25 protein-coding genes are annotated in these 22933 nt (G+C 72.9%); 8 read left to right on the forward strand and 17 right to left on the reverse strand.

Annotated elements, in window-relative coordinates:
• Positions 1–20: 20 nt before the first annotated feature.
• Both ABD268_RS21280 and ABD268_RS21285 read right to left on the reverse strand, forming a co-directional pair.
• Entirely contained in the window at positions 21–425 is a 405-nt protein-coding gene (locus ABD268_RS21280; RefSeq protein WP_344157417.1) for a DUF6912 family protein, read from the reverse strand.
• A complete protein-coding gene (locus tag ABD268_RS21285; protein WP_344157420.1) occupies positions 422–1894 on the reverse strand; it encodes a WS/DGAT/MGAT family O-acyltransferase in 1473 nt (490 codons plus the stop codon). Before ABD268_RS21285 ends, ABD268_RS21280 begins: the two co-directional genes overlap by 4 nt.
• Positions 1895–2028: 134 nt before the next feature.
• Here ABD268_RS21285 and ABD268_RS21290 point away from each other — a divergent pair, with 134 nt between their 5' ends.
• Both ABD268_RS21290 and ABD268_RS21295 read left to right on the forward strand, forming a co-directional pair.
• The gene (locus tag ABD268_RS21290; RefSeq protein WP_344157422.1) at positions 2029–2415 is read left to right on the forward strand and encodes a cupredoxin domain-containing protein; all 387 of its coding nucleotides are present in this window, start codon (positions 2029–2031) and stop codon (positions 2413–2415) included.
• 1 nt (position 2416) lies between these two features.
• Positions 2417–3745, forward strand: coding sequence for a hypothetical protein (locus ABD268_RS21295; RefSeq protein ID WP_344157425.1), 1329 nt, complete (start codon positions 2417–2419; stop codon positions 3743–3745).
• Here ABD268_RS21295 and ABD268_RS21300 read toward each other — a convergent pair.
• Together ABD268_RS21300 and ABD268_RS21305 are read right to left on the reverse strand one after the other, a co-directional pair.
• Positions 3708–5021, reverse strand: coding sequence for a CpaE/TadZ family protein (locus ABD268_RS21300; RefSeq protein ID WP_344157428.1), 1314 nt, complete (start codon positions 5019–5021; stop codon positions 3708–3710). The genes ABD268_RS21295 and ABD268_RS21300 overlap by 38 nt on opposite strands.
• 3 nt (positions 5022–5024) lie before the next feature.
• Positions 5025–5714: a CpaB family protein gene (locus ABD268_RS21305; protein WP_344157431.1), complete on the reverse strand. Its 690-nt coding sequence runs from the start codon at positions 5712–5714 to the stop codon at positions 5025–5027.
• A gap of 98 nt (positions 5715–5812) precedes the next feature.
• On the opposite strand from ABD268_RS21305, the gene ABD268_RS21310 reads away from it, so the two are divergent.
• Positions 5813–6052 carry a helix-turn-helix domain-containing protein gene (locus ABD268_RS21310; RefSeq protein WP_344157434.1) on the forward strand — a complete coding sequence of 80 codons (240 nt, stop codon included), beginning with the start codon at positions 5813–5815 and terminating at the stop codon, positions 6050–6052.
• A 3-nt stretch (positions 6053–6055) separates the two neighbouring features.
• Here the strand turns inward: ABD268_RS21310 and ABD268_RS21315 are convergent, their stop codons facing one another.
• Genes ABD268_RS21315 through sigE form a run of 3 tightly spaced genes read right to left on the reverse strand, consistent with a single transcriptional unit; the run spans position 6056 to position 8541 of the window.
• Positions 6056–7393, reverse strand: a complete 1338-nt coding sequence (locus tag ABD268_RS21315) for a S1C family serine protease (protein WP_344157437.1) — start codon at positions 7391–7393, stop codon at positions 6056–6058.
• A 36-nt stretch (positions 7394–7429) separates the two neighbouring features.
• Positions 7430–7912, reverse strand: coding sequence for an anti-sigma factor family protein (locus ABD268_RS21320; protein WP_344157440.1), 483 nt, complete (start codon positions 7910–7912; stop codon positions 7430–7432).
• Positions 7913–7932: 20 nt separating this feature from the next.
• The gene (gene sigE, locus ABD268_RS21325) at positions 7933–8541 is read right to left on the reverse strand and encodes an RNA polymerase sigma factor SigE (protein WP_344157443.1); all 609 of its coding nucleotides are present in this window, start codon (positions 8539–8541) and stop codon (positions 7933–7935) included.
• A gap of 394 nt (positions 8542–8935) precedes the next feature.
• On the opposite strand from sigE, the gene ABD268_RS21330 reads away from it, so the two are divergent.
• On the forward strand, positions 8936–9481 hold the full coding sequence (locus tag ABD268_RS21330; RefSeq protein WP_425573779.1) for an O-methyltransferase: 546 nt from the start codon (positions 8936–8938) through the stop codon (positions 9479–9481).
• Positions 9482–9510: 29 nt separating this feature from the next.
• On the opposite strand, the gene ABD268_RS21335 is transcribed toward ABD268_RS21330, so the two are convergent.
• Genes ABD268_RS21335 through ABD268_RS21345 form a run of 3 tightly spaced genes read right to left on the reverse strand, consistent with a single transcriptional unit; the run spans position 9511 to position 11588 of the window.
• Complete coding sequence (locus tag ABD268_RS21335) at positions 9511–9849, reverse strand: hypothetical protein (protein WP_344157446.1); 339 nt, start codon at positions 9847–9849, stop codon at positions 9511–9513.
• Positions 9846–11405, reverse strand: a complete 1560-nt coding sequence (locus tag ABD268_RS21340) for a leucyl aminopeptidase family protein (RefSeq protein ID WP_344157449.1) — start codon at positions 11403–11405, stop codon at positions 9846–9848. Before ABD268_RS21340 ends, ABD268_RS21335 begins: the two co-directional genes overlap by 4 nt.
• A 15-nt stretch (positions 11406–11420) precedes the next feature.
• A complete protein-coding gene (locus ABD268_RS21345; RefSeq protein WP_082574674.1) occupies positions 11421–11588 on the reverse strand; it encodes a DUF3117 domain-containing protein in 168 nt (55 codons plus the stop codon).
• Between the two features lie 91 nt (positions 11589–11679).
• Between ABD268_RS21345 and ABD268_RS21350 the strand changes: the two genes are divergently transcribed.
• Both ABD268_RS21350 and ABD268_RS21355 read left to right on the forward strand, forming a co-directional pair.
• Positions 11680–12525: a PaaX family transcriptional regulator gene (locus ABD268_RS21350; protein ID WP_344157452.1), complete on the forward strand. Its 846-nt coding sequence runs from the start codon at positions 11680–11682 to the stop codon at positions 12523–12525.
• A gap of 29 nt (positions 12526–12554) precedes the next feature.
• Positions 12555–13367: an enoyl-CoA hydratase/isomerase family protein gene (locus tag ABD268_RS21355; protein WP_344157455.1), complete on the forward strand. Its 813-nt coding sequence runs from the start codon at positions 12555–12557 to the stop codon at positions 13365–13367.
• Positions 13368–13755: 388 nt separating this feature from the next.
• Here ABD268_RS21355 and ABD268_RS21360 read toward each other — a convergent pair whose 3' ends face one another.
• The 5 genes from ABD268_RS21360 to dapE are packed head-to-tail and all read right to left on the reverse strand — an operon-like array spanning position 13756 to position 17094.
• Positions 13756–14526 carry a M14 family zinc carboxypeptidase gene (locus ABD268_RS21360; RefSeq protein ID WP_344157456.1) on the reverse strand — a complete coding sequence of 257 codons (771 nt, stop codon included), beginning with the start codon at positions 14524–14526 and terminating at the stop codon, positions 13756–13758.
• 26 nt (positions 14527–14552) lie between these two features.
• Entirely contained in the window at positions 14553–14978 is a 426-nt protein-coding gene (locus tag ABD268_RS21365) for a hypothetical protein (RefSeq protein WP_344157459.1), read from the reverse strand.
• Between the two features lie 15 nt (positions 14979–14993).
• Positions 14994–15287, reverse strand: coding sequence for a DivIVA domain-containing protein (locus ABD268_RS21370; protein ID WP_344157462.1), 294 nt, complete (start codon positions 15285–15287; stop codon positions 14994–14996).
• On the reverse strand, positions 15284–16018 hold the full coding sequence (locus ABD268_RS21375; RefSeq protein WP_344157465.1) for an LOG family protein: 735 nt from the start codon (positions 16016–16018) through the stop codon (positions 15284–15286). Before ABD268_RS21375 ends, ABD268_RS21370 begins: the two co-directional genes overlap by 4 nt.
• Complete coding sequence (gene dapE / locus ABD268_RS21380) at positions 16018–17094, reverse strand: succinyl-diaminopimelate desuccinylase (RefSeq protein ID WP_344157468.1); 1077 nt, start codon at positions 17092–17094, stop codon at positions 16018–16020. The genes ABD268_RS21375 and dapE overlap by 1 nt, the downstream gene beginning before the upstream one ends.
• Positions 17095–17196: 102 nt before the next feature.
• On the opposite strand from dapE, the gene ABD268_RS21385 reads away from it, so the two are divergent.
• Entirely contained in the window at positions 17197–18042 is an 846-nt protein-coding gene (locus ABD268_RS21385; protein ID WP_344157471.1) for an LLM class F420-dependent oxidoreductase, read from the forward strand.
• Between the two features lie 33 nt (positions 18043–18075).
• Here the strand turns inward: ABD268_RS21385 and ileS are convergent, their stop codons facing one another.
• Positions 18076–21372, reverse strand: coding sequence for an isoleucine--tRNA ligase (ileS, locus tag ABD268_RS21390; RefSeq protein WP_344157474.1), 3297 nt, complete (start codon positions 21370–21372; stop codon positions 18076–18078).
• Positions 21373–21644: 272 nt separating this feature from the next.
• Positions 21645–22274 carry a P-loop nucleotide/nucleoside kinase family protein gene (locus ABD268_RS21395; protein ID WP_344157477.1) on the reverse strand — a complete coding sequence of 210 codons (630 nt, stop codon included), beginning with the start codon at positions 22272–22274 and terminating at the stop codon, positions 21645–21647.
• 54 nt (positions 22275–22328) lie between these two features.
• Between ABD268_RS21395 and ABD268_RS21400 the strand changes: the two genes are divergently transcribed.
• Positions 22329–22910: a DinB family protein gene (locus tag ABD268_RS21400; RefSeq protein ID WP_344157480.1), complete on the forward strand. Its 582-nt coding sequence runs from the start codon at positions 22329–22331 to the stop codon at positions 22908–22910.
• Positions 22911–22933: the final 23 nt, after the last annotated feature.

Here is a 22933-nt window from a genome sequence, read left to right on the forward strand (position 1 = left end):
GGGGGGCCGTCGACCCGTCGTCACACCAGGTGCTGGATCTCCTGCGTGGCGTACCAGGCCAGGTCGTCGTCCTCGTCGGCGTCGTCGCTGGTGTCGACGTGGGCGGCGGCGACGTTCTTCCAGACCACGTCCGCGGCGACGTCCACCAGGGTGGGGTCCTCCTCGCCCGCGACCGGCGCGACCGAGGGCACGTCCGCGGCGACGACGTACCGTCGCGGCAGGTCACCGCTCCCCCGCATCCCGGCCGAGTCGGCGGCGGCGGCCATCAGCGCGGCGTACTCCCAGGACTCCTCGTCGCCCTCCGGCCAGCCGGCCCGCAGCGCGTCGGTGACGGCGTGGGCCCGCAGCGGGCCGGACAGGCGCCCGTCGCCGAGCAGCGCGGCCAGCAGCGAGGAGGTGGCCGGGACGTAGACACGGACGCTCATGGCTCGGGGGCCACCTTCGGGGGCTTCTGGCCGTCGCGGGACCCTCGCTTGCGACCACGGGGTACCCGCGGCCGGACCCCGGTCGCGGTGTCGACGAGCTCGTCGAGCGCCTCGCGCAGGCAGTGCCCGAACAGGTCGGCGTCGGGCAGCAGGTCGCGGTCGGCGGTGACGCCGTAGTAGACGTGGCCGTCGTACGACGTGACGCCGATGGCGAGCGCGTGGCCCGGGAGCAGCGGGTGCACCGGGTAGGTCGCGACCATGCGGGCGCCGGCGGCGTAGAGCGGCGACTGCGGACCGGGCACGTTGGTGACACTGACCTGGAAGCCGCGGCGGGCCTCCGTGGCCGCCACCCGCGAGCCGATCGCGTGGAAGGTGGTGGGCGCGAAGCCGGCGATGCCGGCGAGGCGGTTCGCCGCGACCCCGCGGCCGGTCTCCTTGTGCGCCAGGAACGAGTAGGAGACCTGGTGCAGGCGCACGACCGGGCTGGGCTCGCCCACCGGCAGGTCGACGAAGTGGGCCGCGATCTGGCTGCCGAGCGAGGTCGCCTCGAGCTCCTCGTCGATGACCGAGATCGGCACCACGGCCCGGATCTGCCGCAGCCCGCGCAGGGACTCCGAGCGGGCCATGAGCCAGGCCCGCAGAGCGCCGGTGACCGTCGCCAGCACCACGTCGTTGACCGTGCCGCCGTGCACCTTGCGCACCGTGCGGTAGTCGGCGAGGTCGGTGCGCACCGTGACCACACGACGCTGCTGGGAGAGCGGGCCGTTGATCGGGGTCTCCCGCTCGGGGTCGCGGCCGGTGAGGCCGTTCACGACCCGGGAGGTACGCCGGGTGGCGCTGTCCGCGCAGCGCACCAGCGCGCCGGTCCGGCTCCGGACCGTGTCGACGACCGTGCCCGGCTCCCGGACGCTGTCGCGGACCGCGTCCACGAGCAGGCCGGCCGGGGAGACCCGGCGACCGGCCCGCCACTCGTCGCCGCCGAGCTCCTTGGGGCGCTCGCTGACGTCGAGCAGCACCTGGCCGAGGTCGACGGTGTCGACGCCGTCGACGAGCACCTGGTGGGACTTGGAGAGCAGCGCGACCTGGCCGTCGGCGAGCCCCTCGACGAAGTACATCTCCCACAGCGGCCGGCTGCGGTCCAGGGGCCGGGAGATGATGCGGGCCACCAGCTCGCGGAGCTGGTCGAGGCTGCCCGGGCGCGGCAGCGCGGAGCGGCGTACGTGGTAGGCGAGGTCGAAGTCCTCGTCGTCGACCCACACCGGGTTGGCCAGGCGCCCCGGCACGGTCTGGATCCGCTGCCGGTAGCGCGGCACGAACGAGATCCGGTCCTCGATCAGCTCGAGCAGGCGGTCGTAGTCGAAGCCGGAGTCGCCCGGGTCGAAGATCTCGACCGTGGCGTTGTGCATGGGCGTCGACGGGGACTCGGCGGCCAGGAAGGCCAGGTCCCGCGGCCGGAGCCGCTCGCTCATCTGGTGCCCTTTCGTCACAGCTGTCCCCCGGGGTCAAGGTTCGACCGGTTTCCTCAACGTGGGATTCTTCCAGAGGTGATGCCCGGTCCGGGCGTCCGTCCCACGACGGCTACCGACAAGTAAGGATCTCATTGATGCGCCGAGCCCTGGCGACACTCGCTGTCCTCACGCTCACCCTGGGCGCCACCGCGGCCTGCGGCGGCGACGACTCCTCGTCCCCCTCGGGCTCCGGGACCGCCGCCGGGTCGAGCGACGGGCCGCAGGTGATCGAGGTCACGTTCGACGGTGACTCCGTGACGCCGAACGGCGACCGGGTCGAGGTCCAGCACGGCCAGCCGGTCGAGCTGCGGGTCACCGCGGACGCGCCGGGCGAGATCCACGTGCACTCCGAGCCGGAGCAGGAGCTCGAGTACGACAAGGGCACCAGCACGGTCGAGATCGCGCCCATCGACGCCCCCGGCATCGTCGACGTCGAGTCCCACACGCTGGACAAGACGATCGTCCAGCTCGAAGTCCGCTGAGGTGTCCCCGGACGGGATCTCGCTCGCGCACGGCATCGGCGGGGCCAAGGACCTGCCGGTCTCGCCCGAGCTGGCCATCGCCGGCGCGGTGGCGGCGCTGACGGTCTCCTTCACCGTCCTCGCGGTCGCCTGGCGCCGGCCGCGGTACGACGAAGCCACCAGTGGCCGGCCGGCGCCGGCGTGGCTCGCGCGAATCGTCGACTCCACCGGCTTCCGGGTCGCCCTGCGCGTCGTCGGGGTGGTCGTCTTCGCCTACGCCGGTGTCGCCGCGGTCCTCGGCAAGGACCTGCTGACCAACCCGGTCTTCGGCATGTTCTACGTCTGGTGGTGGGTCGGCCTGGTGCCGCTCTCGCTGCTCCTCGGACCGGTCTGGAAGGCGATCAGCCCGGTCCGCACCATCAACCTCGCCTTCGCCAGGCTGTCCGGCAGCGACCCCGACCGCGGCCTCTACGACTACCCCGCACGGCTGGGCTACTGGCCGGCGGCGGTCGGGCTCTTCGCGTTCGTCTGGATGGAGCTGGTCTACCCCTACTCGACCCAGCTCGGCCCGGTGCGGCTGTGGGGCGCGGTCTACGTCGCGGTGATGCTCCTGGGCGGCGCGCTGTTCGGCAGCAGGTTCTACTCGCGGGCGGACCCGTTCGAGGTGTACTCCAGCCTGGTCGCCAAGCTCTCGGTGTGGGGCCGCCGCGGCGACCTGCTGGTGGTCCGCAGCCCGCTGGCCAACCTGGACACCGTGCCCGTGCGGCCGGGGCTGGTGGCCGTGGTGGCCGTGCTGTTCGGCAGCACGGCCTTCGACTCGTTCAAGGACTCCACGCCGTGGGTGAAGTTCGTGCAGGGCACCGACGTGTCGACCAACGTGCTGAACAACCTGGCCCTGCTGGCGTTCTGCGTGGCGGTCGGGCTGGTGTTCGCCGGCGGCTGCGTGCTGACCGGCGTCGTCGACGGCGTACGCCGCAGCGACCTGCCGAACCAGTTCGCCCACTCGGTGGTGCCGATCATCGTGGGCTACATCGTGGCCCACTACCTCACCTACCTCGTCGAGGTCGGCCAGCAGACCCTGATCCAGGCCAGCGACCCGCTGAGCAACGGCAGCAACCTGCTGGGGACCGCCGACTGGAGCGTCAACTACTGGCTGTCCTACCACCCCACGCTGCTGGCGACCACCAAGGTGGCGGCGGTCGTCCTCGGTCACGTGGTGGGCGTCGTCGCGGCCCACGACCGGGCGATGCGGATCCTGCCGAGGCGGCACCAGCTGACCGGCCAGCTGCCGCTGCTGTTCGCGATGATCGCCTTCACCGTGGGCGGGTTGTACCTGCTGTTCGCCGCCTGAACCGACCGCCGGGCCGGGCAGCGGCCCGTCCGCCGGCCCGTCCGTCGGCGGGAGCCGGCGGGGCGCCGGTGTCGGGTGCGAGGGCGTCGACCACCGCGGCCACCGCCCGGGCCAGCGGCGAGTCGCCCGTCTCGACGAGCGTGCGGCCGGCCACGAGGGCGCGGTCGACGGTGGCCCGGTCGTCGGGCAGGAAGTGCATCCCCGTCAGGTGGGCGAAGCCCTCGACCATGCCGGCGATGTCCTTGTCGGACCAGCCGAGGGTGGACCGCATCCGGTTCACGACGACCCGCACCGGCGCCCCGCCGGTGAGGTCGCGCAGCTCCACCAGCCCGCGCGCGAGCCGGGACAGGCCGACCGGGTCGGCGTTGCCGACCACGACGATCTCGTCGGCGACCTCGAGGGCCGCCAGGGTCATCTGGTTGCGTCCGGGCCGGGACCCGAAGTCCGAGCCCGGGTCGTCCTCGAGGCTGAAGCCGGTGTCGACCACGACGTGGCCCTGCTCGCGGGCGGTCTCCAGCGTGTGCTCGAGCACCCCCGCCCGGATCTCCGGCCACCGGTCCGGCCGCGGCAGGCCGGTGATCACCGAGAGGTGCTGGTCGATGCCGCGCTGCACCGACACGAACCGCTCCGCCAGCTGGCCCGAGGCCGCCAGCCTGGCCGCCGAGAGCAGGCCGGACACCTCGTCGAGCACGCCGAGCTGCTGGGCGACGGCGCCCCCGTAGGGATCCGCGTCGACCAGCAGCGTGCGCACCCGTCGCCGAGCCAGCTCGGCCGCGAGCCCGGCGGCCAGGGTGGTGCGACCCGGCGCCCCGCCCGGGCCCCAGACCGCGATCACCCGGCCGCCGGGCCCCACCGCGGGCGGCAGCCAGGGCTCCCCGTCCTGGACGCTCGCGACCTCCGCCGGGACGATCGCCGGCGGCTCCGCCTCGACCGAGGTCACGGCGGCCGGGAGCGAGTTGAGGTCGGTCTCGTCGACCAGCACCTGGATCCCGATCCGGGAGGCCCGCAGCCGCGCGGCCTCGGCGGGCGCGCCGCCCGGCACCACCGCGACCGGGCGCACGCCGTGCCGGCGCAGGTGGTCGGTGGCGGCGAGGTCCAGGCCGGGCGCGTCCAGCCCGAGCACCGCGACACCGGCCTGCCCGGCCGTGGCGGCGGCCAGCAGGTCGTCGACGTCGACGCAGCGCTTGAGCACGACGATCCCGGGGTGGGCTCCCAGCAGCTGGACCGCCCGCGACTCCCAGGCCGCTCCGGCCGCGACGATCAGGACGATGACCACGGCTCAGCCCCGGCGTACGACGGTGATGACGGGACTCTCCGAGGCGCCGAGCAACCGGAAGAACCGGGACGCGTCCGGCTCCGCCACGGCGAGCACCAGCTGGCGCTTGCCGGTGGCGCCGAAGCTCTCCTGGAGCGGCGGTGCGTCGACGACGGTCACCGCCGAGAGCGCGGGACCGCCCCGCAGCCGGGCGCCGGTCGGCCGGGGGTCGCCGGTCTGCGCGACCGTCGACGCCACCAGGTAGACGTCGACGACCGAGCCGGCCCGCACCGAGCCAGGGACCTGCTCGGTGTCGACGGCGAGGGGCACCTGCAGCGTGTCGCCGTCGGCCGCGGACCCGACCGCGGCGCGCGGCAACAGCTCGCCGGCGCCGACGCCGCGGGTCAGCACGAGGTCGGCCGGCAGCTCGTCGTCGGCGGTGAAGTAGCCGCCCAGGGCGCTCGCGTCGGCGAACCGGACGCGCACGGCGACCAGGTCGTCGGCGCCGACCTCGTCACCAGCCCCCATGTCGGTGGCCACGGACCAGACGGGCACCGTGTCGTCCGCGGCGCTCAGCAGGCGCGCGCCCGCGACCACCGAGACGGCCACGATGAGGAGCCCGACCCAGAGCCGGGGATCTCGCCAACCCGGTGTCGTCGCGCGCGTCGCGGGTGGGGTCGGCGCCGTCGTGGACGTCCCGAGGTCAGTGGCCACGCGCCCATGATGCCGTTCGCGGGCCTCGCGGTCATCCGGTTCTCCACAGTCGCCGTGGCACCGGCGCCGCGGCGGGGTCGAGGTGGGACGATGTGCGCATGTCCGGCACGCCCCGCTTCCTGACCCTCGCCGACGTGGCGGAGGTCCTCAACACCTCCAGCGCCCAGGTCTACGCCCTGGTCCGGCGCGGCGACCTGCCCGCGATCAAGATCGGCGGCCGGGGCCAGTGGCGCGTGGAGTCGGCGCAGCTGGAGGAGTTCATCCAGCGGATGTACGCCGAGACCCGGACGTTCGTCGACGAGCACCCCTACGTGGAGGCCGAGCCGCGGCCCGAGTAGCCGTCAGCCGACCTCGGAGTCGAGGGTGACCGAGACGGTGCGCTCCTGGCCGTCCCGCAGCACGGTGAACTTCAGGGTCTCCCCCGGCTGGTGGGCCCGGATCGCCACGATCAGCGCGATCCCGTCGGTGACCCGCTCACCGTTCACCTCCGTGACGACGTCGCCCTTCTCCAGGCCGCTCGCCTCGGCGGGGGTGCCGTCGAGCACCTCGCTGATCTCGGCGCCGGTCCCGTCCTCCTGGACGGTCTGGACCTTGGCCCCGATCACGGGGTACCTCGCCTCCCCGGTCCGCAGGATCTGGTCGGCGGTGATCCTGACCTGCTCGATCGGGATCGCGAACCCGACGCCGATGTTGCCGGCCTCGCCGGTACCGCCGGTCGTCGCGATCGCGGAGTTCACGCCGACGACCTGGCCACGCAGGTTGACCAGCGGGCCGCCCGAGTTGCCGGGGTTGATCGCCGCGTCGGTCTGGACGGCGTTGATGTACGACGAGTCGTTGGCCGTGTCGCCGGTGGTCACCGGCCGGTGGAGGGCGCTGACGATCCCGGCCGTCACCGTCGAGCTCAGCCCGAGCGGCGAGCCGAACGCGACGACGCCCTCACCCACCCGCAGCGCCTGCGAGGAGCCGAGCGAGGCCGGCTTGAGCTTGCTGGCCTCCGGCGCGTAGAGCACGGCGAGGTCGTAGACCGGGCTGCGCCCGACCAGCGTGGCGTCGAAGCGGTTGCCGTCCTGGTCGACGATCTCGATCGGGCCGTCGTCGGAGGCCGCCTCGGCCACCACGTGGTTGTTGGTGATGACGTGGCCCTGCCGGTCCAGGACGAAGCCGGAACCCGTCGCACCACCCTTCTGGCCGCCGTACTCCGCGGAGATCTGCACGGTGCTGGGCAGCAGCTCCTGCGCGACCGCCTCGACCGAGCCGTCGGCCCTGGACAGGGGCGGCAGGGACACGGTGTCGACGCCGTCGAGGCCCTTGCTCACCGTGCCGGGGCCGCGGTCGTTGGCGATCCGCTCGTAGGCGACGCCGCCGAGGGCGCCGCCGAGGACCCCGACGACCAGCGCCAGCGCGGCCACGACCGGCCACAGCCAGCCGGGGACCCGGCCCCGCGGCGTCGCGTGCCGGGGCTGGGACATCGGCATCGGCTGGGTGCCGGGCGGCGGGAACGCGGGCCAGCGGCCCGGGGGTGGCTGGGAGGTGGGCGGCACCCACGAGGGCGCGGGGGCGGGCTCGGCGGGGCGACCGAAGGCCAACGGCCTGGTGGGCTCACTGTCCTCGGGATCACCCGGCCGGTCCGGCGCTCCCGCGTCGCCACCGGGCGCGCGGCCCTCGTCGTGCTCGTTCACGCGCCTATCTTGACCCCCCACCCGAAATCCGGGCGGTCAGGGGGTGCGCGCGGGACGGCTGGGGCTGTCCACCGGCGTCAGCATCGAGCCGCGCTTCGGGCCCAACGTCGGCGACAGCAGCCGCGGCGCCTGCGCGGGGGTGACCAGCTGGGTCACGGGGGCCCGCCGGTCGATGGTCGGGGCGTCCGCCGGCGCGACCCCCAGCGCGAGGACTCCCATCACCGCCGCACCCACGGCGCCGCCGCCGATGGCCACCAGGCCGGTGTTGCGGCGCGACGACTGCTCGGTGCGGTGCAGGGCGAGGTAGGCGTCACCGGGGGTCGCCCCGGCGGGTCTGCCCAACAGCGACCCCTTGAGGTGGTCGGGGGCGGAGGTGCTGCCGAAGGAGAGTCCGGCCAGCCGGGTCTTCACCCAGCCCTCGCGCTCGACGAGGTCCCGGCAGGCGTGGCAGGAGTGCACGTGCCCCCAGGCCCGCTCGGCCTCGTCCGGAGGCAGCTGGCCGTCCAGGAGCGCGCTCACGCGGGAGCCGAGGTGACCGATCACGTGCCCCACCCCTGGCCGGAGAACATCGGCGCGGGCCCGGAGTAGCGGGCGCGCCCGGCGCTCGGGGCGCGGTGCGCGAGCGCGGCACGCAGCATCGCCCGGCCGCGATGGATGCGGGAGCGGACGGTGCCGAGCTTGGCACCGAGGATCTCGGAGATCTCCTCGTAGGACAGGCCCTCGACGTCGCAGAGCACGACGGCGGCCCGGAAGTCCGGCGGCAGCGTCGCGAGCGCGCGCTCCACGTCGTCGTCGAAGGTCTGGTCGGCGTAGGCCATGTCCGGGCTGGGCGAGGCGCTGGTGAGCCGGTCCGCGCGCTCGTCGGAGAGCGCGTCGAAGCGGATCCGCTGCTTGCGGCGGGCCTGGTCGAGGAAGAGGTTGGTGGTGATCCGGTGCAGCCAGCCCTCGAAGGTGCCGGGCGTGTACGTCGACAGCGACCGGAACACCCGGACGAAGACCTCCTGGGTGAGGTCCTCGGCGTCGGGACGGTTGCCGGTCAGGCGGTAGGCGAGCCGGTAGACCCGGTCGGAGTGCTGCTCGACGATCTCGTCCCACGTCGGCACGCCGTCCTGCCGGCCGTCGCGCACGCCCTCGACCTCAGCGTCCACCGGGTACTCCTCGCCGCGCGCCGGGCGCGCCTTCGATCCGACGTGTCTCTGGAACAGCGTCCTGACCCTTCCACCGTAGGAAACCTGGCTGAGAGAACCCTGTGAGTGGTGTCCTCTCCCGCTGAGGGAGCTGGGCTGCACCCTCGAACCGGACAACGACCGGTGCCCGGTCGGTGTTCCCGGGCGTGACCCGCTGTGTTGTTCCCCCGGCGGGACCGGCTGTTCACGATACGGTTGGGGCCGCCACGCCGTCCGTCCACCCGGACGGCGTCCGACCCAGGAGGCCACCATCACCACCCCGATCAAGCCCGCGAGTTGGTCCTACGCCGAGGGGTTCGTCGCCGAGGACGAGGCGCTGGCCTCGGCCCGGGCCCGCGCCGAGGAGGTCGGCGTCGTGCCGATCGGCTCCGGCGGCGGCGCGGCCCTGCGCTTCCTGACCTCGGTCCTCGACGCTCGCGCCGTGGTGGAGATCGGCACCGGCACGGGCGTGTCCGGCCTGTGGCTGCTGCGTGGGATGCGCGCCGACGGCGTCCTGACCACCGTCGACATCGAGGCCGAGCACCAGCGCCTGGCGCGCCAGTCGTTCACCGACGCCGGCATCCCGGCCCAGCGCGCACGCACGATCTCCGGGGCGGCGCTCGACGTGCTGCCCCGGCTCACCGACGGCCACTACGACCTGGTCTTCTGCGACGGTGACAAGCGGGAGTACGCCGCGTACCTCAAGGAGGCGCTGCGACTGCTGCGCCCCGGTGGCGTGGTGGCCTTCGACAACGCACTGTGGCACGACCGGGTCGCCGACCCCGCCCAGCGCGACGAGGAGACCGTGGCGATCCGCGACCTCGGCCGGGCGGTCATGGACCACGACGACCTGGTGTCCGTGCTGCTGCCCGTGGGCGACGGCCTGCTCGTGGCGAAGAAGGAGTGGTCCCCCGAGGCCTGACGGCCCGGGGGCAGCGACCCCGACGCCGGTCAGTAGCGGGCAGCCGCCGCGAAGCCGTCCCAGCCCTCGGCGACCGCGACGATGTCGCACTCCTCGATGAGCACCGGCGCGCTGCCGACGATCTTCGAGCCGGGCGCCTCCGCGGCGCCGGCCGTGAAGGTCGCCTGGAACTCGGCCCGGGCCTCGTCGGTGGCGAAGACGTAGCAGCCCTCGAACCACTCCGCGGCGCGCATCCGCCAGGTCTTGAAGCGCAGCCCGGCCATCCCGGTGAACTTCGCGTGGGACGTGCCCTCGACGTACGACGCCAGCTCCTGCTCCACGCCGTCGGGGGCGTCGGTCAGTGACCAGCGGACGGTGAGCCCCTTCATCCCAGCACCTCCAGGGGGTCGGGGCTGCCGAGCCACGTCAGCAGCGCCCGGGCACCGAAGCCGGTCGGCCCGGTGGTCCACTCGTGGTGCTCCTTGGGCGAGTCACCGACCGACGCGACGTCGAGGTGTGCCCAGGGCACGTCGCCGGCGAAGTGCTGCAGGAACAGCGCGGCCGTGATCGCACCCGGCCCGCCCGGGGCATTGTCGGCGTCCGCGACGCTCGAGCGCAGCTTCTCCTCGTAGACGTCGGCGAGCGGGAAGCGCCACAGCGGCTCTCCGGCCGCCTCGGCGGCTTCGGCCAGCGCGGTGGCGAGGCCCTCGTGGTTGGCGAAGAAGCCGCCGACCCGCTGCCCCAGTGCCACCTTCATGGCCCCGGTGAGCGTGGCGACGTCGACGACCACGGCGGGAGCGATCTTGTCCACGGCGTAGGCGATGCCGTCGGCCAGCACCAGCCGCCCCTCGGCGTCGGTGTTGGTGACCTCGCTGGTGCGGCCGCCGTAGTGGCGGACCACGTCGCCGGGGCGCAGGGCGTTGCCGCTCACGGCGTTCTCCGCGGCGGCGATCAGGCCGACCACCCGCACCGGGCAGCCGAGGGTCCGCAGTGCCCCCATGACCGCGATCACGACGGCGCCGCCGGTCATGTCGCGCTTCATGTTGACCATGGCCTCACCGGGCTTGATCGAGAGGCCGCCGGTGTCGAAGGTGATGCCCTTGCCGACCAGGACCACGGTCGGCGTCTTACGGCCGACGTTGTCCGGCGTGTAGTCGAGCCGGATCAGCCGCGGCGGCGTGGCCGAGGCCTGGCCGACCGCGACGATGCCGCCGAACCCTTCTGCGGCGAGCTTCTTCTCGTCCCACACGGTGATGTCGAGCGCGCACTCCCCGGCCAGCTCCCGGGCCTGGTCGGCCAGCCACGACGGGTTCTTGAGGTTGGACGGCACGGTCGCCAGCATCCGCGAGCGCCAGCCGGCGCCGCCGAGGGCGATCGCCCGCTGCAGCTCGGCGCGGAGGCCGTCCGCGTCCGGCATGCCGGCCAGCACGATGCGTTCGACCGGGACGTGCTCGGGCCCGACCGAGCGCCAGTGGAAGGAGAACGAGCCGAGCATCGCCCCGACGACGAACGCCTCGAGGCCCCCCGGCCCGGCCAGGGCCGGGATCGAGGTGGCCACCGCGGAGCGGTCCTTGGTGGCCCGGGCCAGGGCGGCTCCGGCGCGCCGGAAGTCGATCGGTCGCTGCTCGCCGATGCCGACCAGCAGCACCCAGCGGAGGGCTTCGTTGTCGGCACCGCCCAACGGCACCGGCAGCGAGGTGACCTCGCCCGCCTTGCCGGTGGCGGCACTGAGCTCGAGCAGGGCGAGCAGATCGGTGCCGAGCTGCTCGCCGACCTCGTCGGCGCCGGGCCCGAGGAGGACGCCGGCGCCCGGACCGTCGCCGGGCAGCACCGGCAACGCCAGCACCTCGGCTCCGTTGATGGCGTGCGGCGGCACCGCGCTGAGTGCGAACTCGGGCGGCGATACCTGGGCGGGAAGGGTGGTCAGGGTGTCAGGGGTGCTCACGGGCTGGAGCCGGCCTCAGCCGACGACGTCCTTGAGGGCATCCCCGAGAGCGCCGGCCTCCTCGGCGTTGAGCTCGACAACGAGGCGGCCACCACCCTCGAGCGGGACGCGCATGACGATGCCGCGACCCTCCTTGGTGACCTCCAGCGGACCGTCGCCCGTCCGCGGCTTCATCGCCGCCATCCGCGCACCTCTTCCTGTTGCTGTTCTCGAGCAGGCGAGGTCAGAGCGACCCCGCACGCCGTACCGGCGACCATTATCCCCTATCCCGCCCGTGACTCGGACCACAGGCCTGTACCTGTCGTTCCGCACCCTCACCGGCAAGGGCTGGCAGACTCCATTCATGCACGCCCGCTCGGCACTCTTCGACGTGTACGGCGACCACCTGCGCGCCCGCGGGAACCAGGCTCCGGTCGCGGCCCTGGTGCGCATGCTCGACCCGGTGGGCATCGCCGCCCCCGCCGTCCGCACCGCGATCTCGCGGATGGTCATGCAGGGCTGGCTCGAGCCGGTCCCGGTCGACGGCGGCCGCGGCTACCGCGCCACGGAGCGGGCCACCCGGCGCCTCGACGAGGCGGCCGACCGGATCTACCGGCGCACCGAGCGGGCGTGGGACGGCACCTGGCACCTCGTCTTCGTGACCCCGCCGGACGACCGCAGCGCGCGGCACCGGCTGCGTGCGGACCTCGGCTTCGTGGGGTACGCCGAGCTGGCCGACAACGTCTGGGTCAGCCCCTTCGTGCGCACCGAGCTCGCGTTCGTGCTGGAGCGCGGCGGGGCGCGGGCCCGCTCGGCGCGGGCCGTCGAGTTCGACCCGCCGCCCGTCGAGGCCTGGGACCTCGGCGCCCTGCGCGCGGCGTACGAGGACTGGCTCAACAGCGCCGGCGACCTCATCACCCGGCGGCTGGACGCCCACCACACGGAGGACGAGGGCGCGTTCGCGGCGCGCTTCGAGCTCGTGCACGAGTGGCGCAAGTTCCTCTTCGCCGACCCGGGGCTGCCCGACCCGCTGCTCCCGGCGGACTGGCCGGGCCGGCCGGCGGCCGAGCTGTTCGCCGTCGAGGCGGAGCGGCTCAAGCCCGCCGCGGACCGGTTCGTGGCGCGCTGCCTGGACTCCTGACCCTCCGGCGATCCGGCAGACTGCCCCCCATGACCGACGACTCCCCCGCCCCCGACCAGCCGGTGCTCCTCGACCTGACCGACGGGATCGCCACGATCACGCTCAACCGGCCGGACGCGATGAACAGCCTCGACGGCGCGACCAAGGAGATGCTGCTCGACGTCCTGCGCCAGGTCGCGGACGACCCGGCCGCGCGATGCGTCGTGCTGACCGGCACCGGGCGGGCGTTCTGCACCGGGCAGGACCTCAAGGAGCACATCGCCATCCTGCGCAGCGAGTCGAGCGAGTCGCTCTTCCGGACCGTGGACGAGCACTACAACCCGATCGTCACCACGCTGGCCGGCATGGCCAAGCCGGTCATCGCGGCCGTGAACGGCGTGGCCGCCGGCGCCGGCGCGAGCCTGGCCTTCGCCTGCGACCTGCGGATCCTCGCCGACACCGCGGGCTTCAACCTCGCCTTCGCCAACGTGGCGCTGTCCTGCGACACCGGTGCGAGCTACCACCTCCAGCAGCTGGTCGGCCGGGCCAGGGCGCTGGAGCTGCTGTACTTCCCGCGCACGTTGAAGGCCGAGGAGTCCGCCGAGCTGGGGCTGGCCACCAAGGTGGTCCCGGCCGCCGAGCTGGCGGCCGAGGTCCGCGCGGTCGCGGAGCGGCTGGCGGCCGGCCCGACGGTGGCGCTCGGCGCGATGCGCCAGTCGGTGGCCTACGCCGCCGGGCACTCCTTCGAGGAGGCGCTGGTCTTCGAGAGCTCGATGATGCAGAAGACCGGCGCCACCGAGGACCACGGGGCCGCGGTCGCGGCGTTCGTGGCGAAGGAGAAGCCGGTCTTCCAGGGGCGCTGACCCGCCCGGTCATGGCGGAGGGGTGGCGGTGAACCAGCCACGCACTCGGTTCCGGGAACGGTGGACTACTCACCGCGACCCGGCGGGCCCAACACCCGGCGGTGAACCAGCCACCCAATCCGTTGCAGGAACGGTGGCCCACCCACCGCCACCCGGCGGACGCGGCCGCCAGCGGTGAACCAGCCACCCCATCCGTTGCGGGAACGGTGGCCCACCCACCGCCACCCGGCGGACGCGGCCGCCAGCGGTGAACCAGCCACCCGATCCGCACCAGGAACGGTGGCCCACCCACCGCCACCCGGCGGACGCGGCCGCCGGCGGTGAGCCAGCCACCCCATCCGCACCCGAAACGGTGGCCCACTCACCGCTACCGACGCGGGCGCGCGCCTCAGCCGCCCTGGCCGACGCCGTACTGGCCCCGCCAGGCACCCCAGATCGACAGCACCTGTCGCGGCGCCCGGACCCGCATCAGGCGCCGCGGCGGGGACTGGCCGTACTCGACGGTCAGCGCGGTGCCGGCGAACTTGTGGTTGAACCACATCGTCATGGTCCCGTGGCAGACACCGCCGCAGGTGAACTTCTTGGCCGGCAGGTCGAGGTGCCGGCCGACCTTGCGCGCGAACTTCGGCCGCTTGGTGTCGGTGTCGACCCCGTGCAGGGGCTGGTGGAAGCTGAGGATCCACTTCGGGCGGACGTCGCGGAGGAACTTCATCATCGCGCGCGTCTCCGGCTCCGAGGCCGCCTTGGCGCCGGACTCATAGCCGCCGTCCAGGTCGGTCCAGCGGTAGGGGAAGTTCCGGTTGAGGTCCACGCCGTGGGCGTTCTTGCGGGTGCCGGCCGCGGCCCCGTCGGGGTTGTAGGTCGGGACGACCCAGAGGTTGACCCCGTTGATCTGGTCGCCGTCGCGCAGGGTCTTCAGGATCTGCCGGGGCGCCATCTCGTTGCCGTGCATGCCGGCGATCAGCACCACCTTGGGCTTCCCCGGCTCGCCGAGGTGCCAGGCCATGATCTTGCGGCCGTCCACGGACTCGCCGAGCACCCGTTTGCCGAGCACGGCGCCCTTGTGGGCCGGCGCCGGCGCGGCCGAGGACGGTACGCCGGGCGCTGCGGCCGCGAGCAGGAGCAGGGTGGCTGTGGCGATCCCGAGGCGTCGAAGCATCGCCCCAGCATCACACAGCCGGTGCCTCAGACCGCGGAGGTGAGGTAGGCCCAGGTGAACACGGAGACCCCGACGAGCATCCCGACGTGCGCCAGGACCGACAGCCCCGGCCCCTCCGACCAGGTGTCCTCGGTGGCCGACTGGGCGTGCCGGCCGTGGCTGGGGAGCCACCGCACCAGGATCAGCAGGCCGGCCACGACGACGATCCACCAGAACGCGAGCGCGACGATGCCGACGGCGCCGCCGCCCAGCGGCGAGTCGGAGTCGGCGACCAGGAACAGCAGCCAGGTGACCAGCGCCAGGACCCCCGCGGTCGTGTGCACGTCGACGAGCCGCCGGCCGACCTGGAAACGCCCGGCACCGCCCGTCTCCTGGCGCAGCCGCAGCCGCGTGAGCACGATGACGACCGCCGCCAGAGCGGTCAGGATGTAGACGATCACCTGGGTCGACACGCTGGGAAGTGTGCCCTACCGCGATGCGTCGTCGCCACGACCCTCCGAGTCCACCGCGTGTTCATCTTGCTGCTCGAGCTGCGAGGACAGCCGGTCCAGCAGCGCATCGACCTCGGACATCCGGTAGCCACGCAGGGCGATGGAGAACCGGATCCGGCGCAGGTCGTCGGCCCGCAACGGCCCGCCGGCGGGCACGCTCGCGTCCGGGCGGTCGTCGTACTCCTCGGCGAGCGGAGCGCCCTTCCCGGCTGCCAGCACGGCCACTGCGCCCATCGCCAGCACGATGAGCACGGCGAAGAACCACGTCATCCGGCGTCACCCGCCCGGGCCGCCACCATCAGCGCGACGGCCTCGTCGACGTCATCGGTGAGGGTGAGCATGTCGAGGTCGTGCTGGCTGATCTTGCCGTCGGCGAGCATCGACTCGCGCATCCACGCCAGCAGGCCCGACCAGTAGTCCACGCCGATCAGGACGATCGGGAACCTGGTGACCTTGCGGGTCTGCGCGAGCGTCAGGGCCTCGAACATCTCGTCGAGGGTGCCGATGCCGCCGGGCAGCACCATGAAGCCCTGGGAGTACTTCACGAACATGGTCTTGCGGGCGAAGAAGTAACGGAAGTTGATGCCCTTGTCCACCCACGGGTTCAGGCCGGCCTCGAAGGGCAGCTCGATGCCGAGCCCGACGCTGAGGCCCCCGGCCTGGCTCGCCCCCTTGTTGGCCGCCTCCATCGTGCCCGGGCCACCGCCGGTGATCACCGCGAACCCGGCCTCCACCAGCGCGCGGCCGACCCGCTCGCCGATCTCGTACGTCGGGTGGTCGGGCTGGGTGCGCGAGGAGCCGAAGACCGCGATCGCCGGCCCGAGCTCGGCCAGCGCGCCGAAGCCCTCCACGAACTCGGCCTGGATGCGCAGCACGCGCCACGGATCCTGGTGGACCCAGTCGCTGGGGCCGCGGCTGTCCAGCAGCCGCTGGTCGGTGGTGGTGGTCTCCTGGGCCTGCCCGCGGCGCTTGAGGATCGGGCCGGCGAGCTTGTCCCGCATCACTCGCCACCGAGCCAGGCGCGCAGCAGCCGCTCGCAGCGCTCGATGTGCTCGACCGGCACGTGCTCGTCCTGCTTGTGCGCGAACATCGGGTCGCCCGGGCCGAAGTTGACCGCCGGGACGCCGAGGCCGGTGAAGCGGGCGACGTCGGTCCAGCCGAACTTCGGGTTGGCCTCGCCGCCGACGGCCTCGAGGAACGCCTTGGCCGCGGGGACGTGCAGCCCCGGCAGCGCACCGGGCGCGCTGTCGGTGACGGTCACGTCGTACCCCTCGAAGAAGTCGCGGACGAACTGCTCGGCGTCCGCCTCGCTGCGGTCGGGGGCGAAGCGGAAGTTGACCTCGACGACGCACTCGTCGGGGATCACGTTGCCGGCGACGCCGCCGCGGACGAACACCGCGTTGAGGCCCTCGTGGTACTCCAGCCCGTCGATCACCGGCGTGCGGGCGTCGTACTGCTGGAGGCGCGCAAGGATGTCGGCGGCCTTGTGGATCGCGTTGTCGCCGAACCAGCTGCGTGCCGCGTGGGCCCGCTCGCCGGTGGTGCGGACCTCGACCTTCAGGGTGCCCTGGCAGCCCGCCTCGACCCCGGCGTTCGAGGGCTCCATCAGGATCGCGAAGTCGCCCCGCATCAGCTCGGGGTTGCTCGCGGACAGCTTGGTCAGGCCGTTGAACTCCGCCTCGACCTCCTCGGCCTCGTAGAGGATGAAGGTGACGTCGCGGTTGGGCTCGGGCACGGTGGCGGCGAGGCGCAGGATGACCGCGTCGCCGCTCTTCATGTCGCAGGTGCCGAGCCCGTGCAGCAGGTCGCCCTCGGGGCGCACCTCGCGGCGCACGGGCAGGTTGTCGTTGAGCGGCACGGTGTCGAGGTGGCCGGCGATGACGACCCGCTCGCCGCGGCCGAGGTCGGTGCGGGCCACGATCGTGTGCCCGTGCCGCGAGACCTCCAGGTGGCCGAGCGAGCGCAGCGCCTCCTCGACGGCGTCGGCGATCTCCTGCTCGTGGTGGCTCACCGACTCGATGTCGACCAGCTGCTCGGTGAGGGTGACGGCGTCCGCGGTGAGATCCAGGCGTGGCATGGCGCCAAGGGTATGTGGTGGCGGACCGGCCCCCGGTCAGCCCGTCCCCGCCGCGCCCGCGGGCCATACCGCCCGGGCTGCAACGGGTTCTAGCATCGAAGGATGCGTCACGGCGTCGTCCTGTTCACGTCCGACCGCGGGATCACCCCGGCGGACGCCGCTGTCGCCGCCGAGGAGCGTGGCTTCGACACGGTCTACGTGCCCGAGCACACGCACATCCCGGTGCGCCGGGACGCGGCGCACCCGGGCACCGGCGACGAGACGCTGCCCGACGACCGCTACCTGCGCACGCTCGACCCGTGGGTCTCCCTGGCCACCGCCGCGGCGGTCACCTCGCGGATCCGGCTGGCGACCGCCGTGGCGCTCCCGGTGCAGTCGCACCCGATCACGCTGGCCAAGACCGTCGCGACCCTCGACCACCTCTCCGGCGGCCGGGTCACGCTGGGCGCCGGCTTCGGCTGGAACACCGACGAGCTCGCCGACCACGGCGTGCCGACCGGGCGGCGGCGTACGGTCCTGCGGGAGTACGTCGAGGCGATGCGGGCCCTGTGGACGCAGGAGGAGGCGTCGTACGACGGGGAGTTCGTGTCGTTCGGACCGTCCTGGGCGTGGCCCAAGCCGGCCCAGGACCACCTCCCGGTGCTCGTCGGCGCGGGCGGCGGACCGCAGACGTTCGCCTGGATCGCCGGGCACGCCGACGGCTGGATCACCACGCCGATCGAGCAGAACGTCGCCGGCAAGGTCGCCCAGCTCCGCGCGGCGTGGACCGCCGCCGGCCGCGCCGGCTCCCCCGAGGTCCACCACCTGGTCGCCGCCAAGCCCGCCCCCGAGGACCTCCTCGAGTGGGGCGAGGCCGGCGTCACCGACCTGATCTGGGGCGTGCCCGACCGCGCCACCGAGCAGGTCGTCGCCCACCTCGACCGGCTCGCGGAGCGCGTGGGCCTCTGACGCCCCCGGCCCCGCCCGCCGGCGGGTCGGCGTTCAGGCGCGGGCGACGTGGACGGTCGCCTTCTCGTTGTCGCCGACGGTCACGGGCGTGCCCTCGCCGTTGGCCTCGACCACGGCGTACGACGTGGCCAGGGTCTCGCCGGCGATCAGGGACTCGTGGGTCCGGGCGGCGGCCTGCACCGCGGGCGAGCCCCCGACGGTCAGCGCGATCCGGTCGGAGACGTCGAGACCGGCGTCGCGGCGGGCCTGCTGGACGGCCCGGACCAGGTCGCGGGCGAGGCCCTCGGCGGCCAGCTCTCGGGTCACCGCGGTGTCGAGCACGACGAAGCCGCCGCCGGGCAGCATCCCGGTCGCGGAGCCGCCGTCGGCGGAGCCGGCCACGGTCTCGAGGGTGTACTCCCCCTCCTCCAGCACCAGGCCGCCGGACGTGACGGTGCCGTTCTCGGCGACCGACCAGTCGCCCGACTTCGAGCCCTTGATCGCGGTCTGCACGTCGCGGCCCAGCCGCGGCCCCGCGGCGCGCGCGTTGACGGTCAGCTTCTGCGAGACGCCGTACGACGCCGCCTCGGGCGCGTCCGCGTCGAGCAGCCGCACCGCCTTCACGTTCACCTCGTCGGCGACGATCGACTCGAAGCCCTCCAGCGCGGCCGCGTCGGTGACGACCACGGTGAGCGTCGACAGCGGCAGCCGGTTGCGCAGGTTGCCGGCCTTGCGCAGCGCGGACGTGGCCGAGCAGACGTCGCGCACCTGGTCCATCGCCGCGACCAGCGCGTCGTCGCCGGGCAGGTCCTCGACCAGCGGCCAGTCGGCCAGGTGCACCGAGCGGCCGCCGGTCAGGCCGCGCCAGACCTCCTCGGTGGCCAGGGGCATCAGCGGCGCCGTGAGGCGGCAGACGACCTCGAGCACCGTGTAGAGCGTGTCGAAGGCGTCCTCGTGGTCGCGGCGGGCTCGATCACCGGAGGAGTCCGTCGCCCAGAACCGCTCCCGCGACCGGCGGATGTACCAGTTCGTCAGCACGTCGAGGAACGACCGGGTCGAGTCGCACGCGTTGGCGACCTCGTAGTTGTCGAGCTGCTCGGTCATCGCCTCGACGTACTGCCGGCACTTGGCCAGCAGGTAGCGGTCCAGCGGGTCCGTGGACGCCGTGGACCACTGCGCGTCGTACCCCCCGTTCTCCTGGGCGGCGTTGGCGTAGAGCTGGAAGAAGTACCAGCTGTTCCACAGCGGGATCAGCACCTGGCGCACCGAGTCGCGGATGCCCTGCTCGGTGACGACCAGGTTGCCGCCGCGCAGGATCGGCGAGGACATCAGGAACCAGCGCATCGCGTCCGCGCCGTCGCGGTCGAAGACCTCGCGCACGTCGGGGTAGTTGCGCAGCGACTTCGACATCTTGTTGCCGTCCGAGCCGAGCACGATGCCGTGGCTGAGGCAGGTCTCGAACGCCGGCTTGTCGAAGATCGCGCTGGCCAGGATGTGCAGCGTGTAGAACCAGCCGCGGGTCTGGCCGATGTACTCGACGATGAAGTCCGCCGGGAAGTGGTGCTCGAACCAGTCCGCGTTGTCGAACGGCACGTGCACCTGGGCGAAGCTCATCGAGCCGGAGTCGAACCACACGTCGAGCACGTCGGGGACGCGCCGCATCATCGACTTCCCGGTCGGGTCGTCGGGGTTCGGCCGGACCAGGTCGTCGACGTAGGGCCGGTGCAGGTCGGGGTTGCCCTCCTTGTCGCGCGGCAGCGTGCCGAAGTCGCGCTCGATCTCCTCGAAGGAGCCGTAGACGTCGACGCGGGGGTACGTCGGGTCGTCGCTCTTCCAGACCGGCACCGGCGAGCCCCAGAACCGGTTGCGGGTGATCGACCAGTCCCGGGCGTTCTCCAGCCACTTGCCGAACTGGCCGTGCTTGATGTGGTCGGGCACCCAGCGGATCTGCTCGTTGAGCTCGAGCATCCGCTGCTTGACGGCCGTGACCTCGACGAACCACGACGAGACGCCCTTGTAGATCAGCGGCTCGCGGCAGCGCCAGCAGTGCGGGTAGGAGTGCTCGTAGCTCTCGCGGCGCAGCAGCACCGTCCCGTCGCTGACCGAACCGGTCTCCCCCGACCGCTTCGTCGCGGCCTTGAGGTGGTCGATGACGTGCAGGTTGGCGTCGAAGACGAGCATGCCCTCGTAGTCGGTGACCGGGAACGTGAACCGGCCGTCCTTGCCGACCGGCATCACCGCCTCGATGCCCTCGCGGTCGGTCACCTCCTTGTCGACCTCACCGAAGGCGCCGGCGGTGTGCACCAGGCCCGTGCCGTCCGTGGTGGTCACCGCGTCGTTGGCCGCCACCACCCGGAACGCGTTCGCGTGGCCCCGGTAGTAGGAGAACGGCGGGGTGTAGGTGCGGCCGACGAGGTCGCGGCCCTTGAGCCGCCGCACGACCTGCTGGTCGACGTCCTCGACGTCCTCGTTGCGCAGCTCGCGGGCGTAGGACTCCAGGCGCGCCTCGGCGAGGACGTACCGCTCGGTCACGCCGGTGACGTCGGACTCCACCACGACGTAGTCGATGTCCTCGCCGACCATCACCGCGAGGTTCGACGGCAGCGTCCACGGCGTGGTCGTCCACACCAGGACCAGCGCGCCCCCGAGGTCGTCGTCGCCGTCGAGGCGGTAGCCGACGGTGACCGCCGGGTCCTTCACCATCTGGTAGACGTCGTCGTCCATCCGCAGCTCGTGGTTCGACAGCGGGGTCTCGTCGTTCCAGCAGTACGGCAGGACCCGGAAGCCCTCGTAGACGAGGCCCTTGTCGAAGAGCTGCTTGAAGGCCCAGATCACCGACTCCATGTAGTCGGGGTTCATGGTCCGGTAGTCGTTGTCGAAGTCGACCCAGCGGGCCTGGCGGGTGACGTACTCGCGCCACTCGCCGGTGTACTTCATCACCGACTCGCGGCAGGCCTTGTTGAACTCCTCGATGCCGAGCTCGAGGATCTCGTCGGTGGTCTTGATGCCGTTGAGGCGCATCGCCTCCAGCTCGGCGGGCAGCCCGTGGGTGTCCCAGCCGAAGCGGCGCTCGACCCGCTTGCCGCGCATCGTCTGGTAGCGCGGGATCAGGTCCTTGACGTAGCCGGTGAGCAGGTGGCCGTAGTGCGGCAGGCCGTTGGCGAACGGCGGGCCGTCGTAGAAGACGAACTCGTTGGAGCCGTTCTCGCCGGGGTCGCGCTGGTCGACGCTGGCCTGGAAGGTGTCGTCCTTCTTCCAGTACGCCAGCACCCGCTCCTCGATCTCGGGGAACTTCGGCGAGGAGGGGACGGCGGTGCCCTCGGCGGCGGTGGAGACCTTGGGGTAGGTCATCGGTGGCTCTCTCCTGCGGTCGGTCCTGCTCGTGTCGAAACACGAGGACGACGTCTGCCGCGGTACCACCTCGCTTGCCACCGGTCGCCCGGTGACCACTCGTTCACGGCTGTGACGGGCCTACCCGTCCGGTTCTACTGGGCCAGCCCCCCTCGGTGGTCGAGCTTGTCGAGACCACGTCCGGTGCGGACCGTTCTTCCGGAGGCTCGCCGCTGATGACGGCTCGAACGCCTGTGGCCACAGCGTACGGCGGCCCGCCACCGCCGCGCGAATCAGTTGCGGCGCGGGTCGGCGGCCGTCGGGACCAGCCGGCCGCGGGCGTCGAGCCACGTGGTGATCTCGGCGGCCGACTGCTCGGGGGTGAGCTCGCTGTTGTCGAGCCGCAGGTGCGCGAAGTCGGTGAGCACCTCGTCGGCCGGGGTCGGCCGGCCGGGACGGGTGTTCATGACGTACGACGCGTCGAGCTCGCGCACGTGCGCGTCGGACCAGACCAGGTCGCGCTTGGACCTCTTGTGCGAGATCCGCTCCTCCCCCACGTTGCGCTCGAGGCGGGTGGGGAGGTCGGCGTACAGCTCGACGAAGGAGACGGGCATGCCGGCGTCGCGGTACGGCGCGACGAGGTCCACGACGAAGTCGGCGTCCTCCTGCTCCTCGACGTTCCAGACGAAGGTGAAGATCAGGCGGGTGCCGGAGGCCGCGGCCTCCTCGATGACCCGGCGCCGGAACTCGCCGTTGAGCGTGCGGAACGCCGGGGTGCCGAAGCCGAAGATCTCCAGCAGCGGCTCGATCGTGTGGTGGTTGTGGAACAGCCGGAAGTCGGTGCGCGCGCACACGGCCCGTCCGACCGTCATCTTCCCCACGGCCGGCGGTCCGATGATCAGCAGCAGCTCCCCGTCACTCATGGCGCGGAGGTTATGGGGTTGCCGAGCCCCGGCGCGAGCCGATTTGCTGGGCCGGTGACCGAGCAGACCTCCGAGCAGACCGAGAACCGGACCCAGCCGGGCTTCAACGGCATGTGGGTGGATCCCGCCCACGACCCTCGTGGCACCGACGAGCCGCCGGTGGGCGAGAAGGCGACCCTGCGGCAGTACCTCGACCACTACCGCATGACCTTCGAGATGAAGTGCGAGGGCCTCACGCCGGAGCAGCTGGCGACCCGGTCGGTCCCGCCGAGCACGATGAGCCTGCTCGGGCTGGTGCGACACCTCGCCAAGGTCGAGCACCACTGGTTCCGTAGGGTGCTGGAGGGGCAGGGGGACCTCCCGCACCTCTACGACACCGAGGAGGACCCCAACCTCGACTTCAGCGGCGCGGTCGGCACCGAGGCGTGCGTCGCGGACGCGTGGGAGTCGTGGCGGCGCGAGGTGGCGCACGCCCGCGAGGTCTACGAGCGGTACGACGACCTCGGCGAGAGGTTCGTCCCGGGCGAGCCGTGGCAGGTGCGCGGCGTCGTCGTCCACATGATCGAGGAGTACGCCCGGCACTGCGGCCACGTGGACCTCCTGCGCGAGTGCGTCGACGGCCGCACCGGGCAGTAGCGGCCCGGCGTACGTCCGTAGAC

The organism is Nocardioides koreensis, from assembly GCF_039531775.1.
GTDB lineage: Bacteria > Actinomycetota > Actinomycetes > Propionibacteriales > Nocardioidaceae > Nocardioides > Nocardioides koreensis.

Bases quoted from the DNA above. Each gene is read 5' to 3' on its own strand.
- ABD268_RS21280 (WP_344157417.1), bottom strand. From the start codon at position 425: ATGAGCGTCCGTGTCTACGTCCCGGCCACCTCCTCGCTGCTGGCCGCG.
- ABD268_RS21285 (WP_344157420.1), bottom strand. From the start codon at position 1,894: ATGAGCGAGCGGCTCCGGCCGCGGGACCTGGCCTTCCTGGCCGCCGAG.
- ABD268_RS21290 (WP_344157422.1), top strand. From the start codon at position 2,029: ATGCGCCGAGCCCTGGCGACACTCGCTGTCCTCACGCTCACCCTGGGC.
- ABD268_RS21310 (WP_344157434.1), top strand. From the start codon at position 5,813: ATGTCCGGCACGCCCCGCTTCCTGACCCTCGCCGACGTGGCGGAGGTC.
- ABD268_RS21335 (WP_344157446.1), bottom strand. From the start codon at position 9,849: ATGAAGGGGCTCACCGTCCGCTGGTCACTGACCGACGCCCCCGACGGC.
- ABD268_RS21345 (WP_082574674.1), bottom strand. From the start codon at position 11,588: ATGGCGGCGATGAAGCCGCGGACGGGCGACGGTCCGCTGGAGGTCACC.
- ABD268_RS21355 (WP_344157455.1), top strand. From the start codon at position 12,555: ATGACCGACGACTCCCCCGCCCCCGACCAGCCGGTGCTCCTCGACCTG.
- ABD268_RS21360 (WP_344157456.1), bottom strand. From the start codon at position 14,526: ATGCTTCGACGCCTCGGGATCGCCACAGCCACCCTGCTCCTGCTCGCG.
- ABD268_RS21370 (WP_344157462.1), bottom strand. From the start codon at position 15,287: ATGACGTGGTTCTTCGCCGTGCTCATCGTGCTGGCGATGGGCGCAGTG.
- ABD268_RS21375 (WP_344157465.1), bottom strand. From the start codon at position 16,018: ATGCGGGACAAGCTCGCCGGCCCGATCCTCAAGCGCCGCGGGCAGGCC.
- dapE (WP_344157468.1), bottom strand. From the start codon at position 17,094: ATGCCACGCCTGGATCTCACCGCGGACGCCGTCACCCTCACCGAGCAG.
- ABD268_RS21385 (WP_344157471.1), top strand. From the start codon at position 17,197: ATGCGTCACGGCGTCGTCCTGTTCACGTCCGACCGCGGGATCACCCCG.
- ileS (WP_344157474.1), bottom strand. From the start codon at position 21,372: ATGACCTACCCCAAGGTCTCCACCGCCGCCGAGGGCACCGCCGTCCCC.
- ABD268_RS21395 (WP_344157477.1), bottom strand. From the start codon at position 22,274: ATGAGTGACGGGGAGCTGCTGCTGATCATCGGACCGCCGGCCGTGGGG.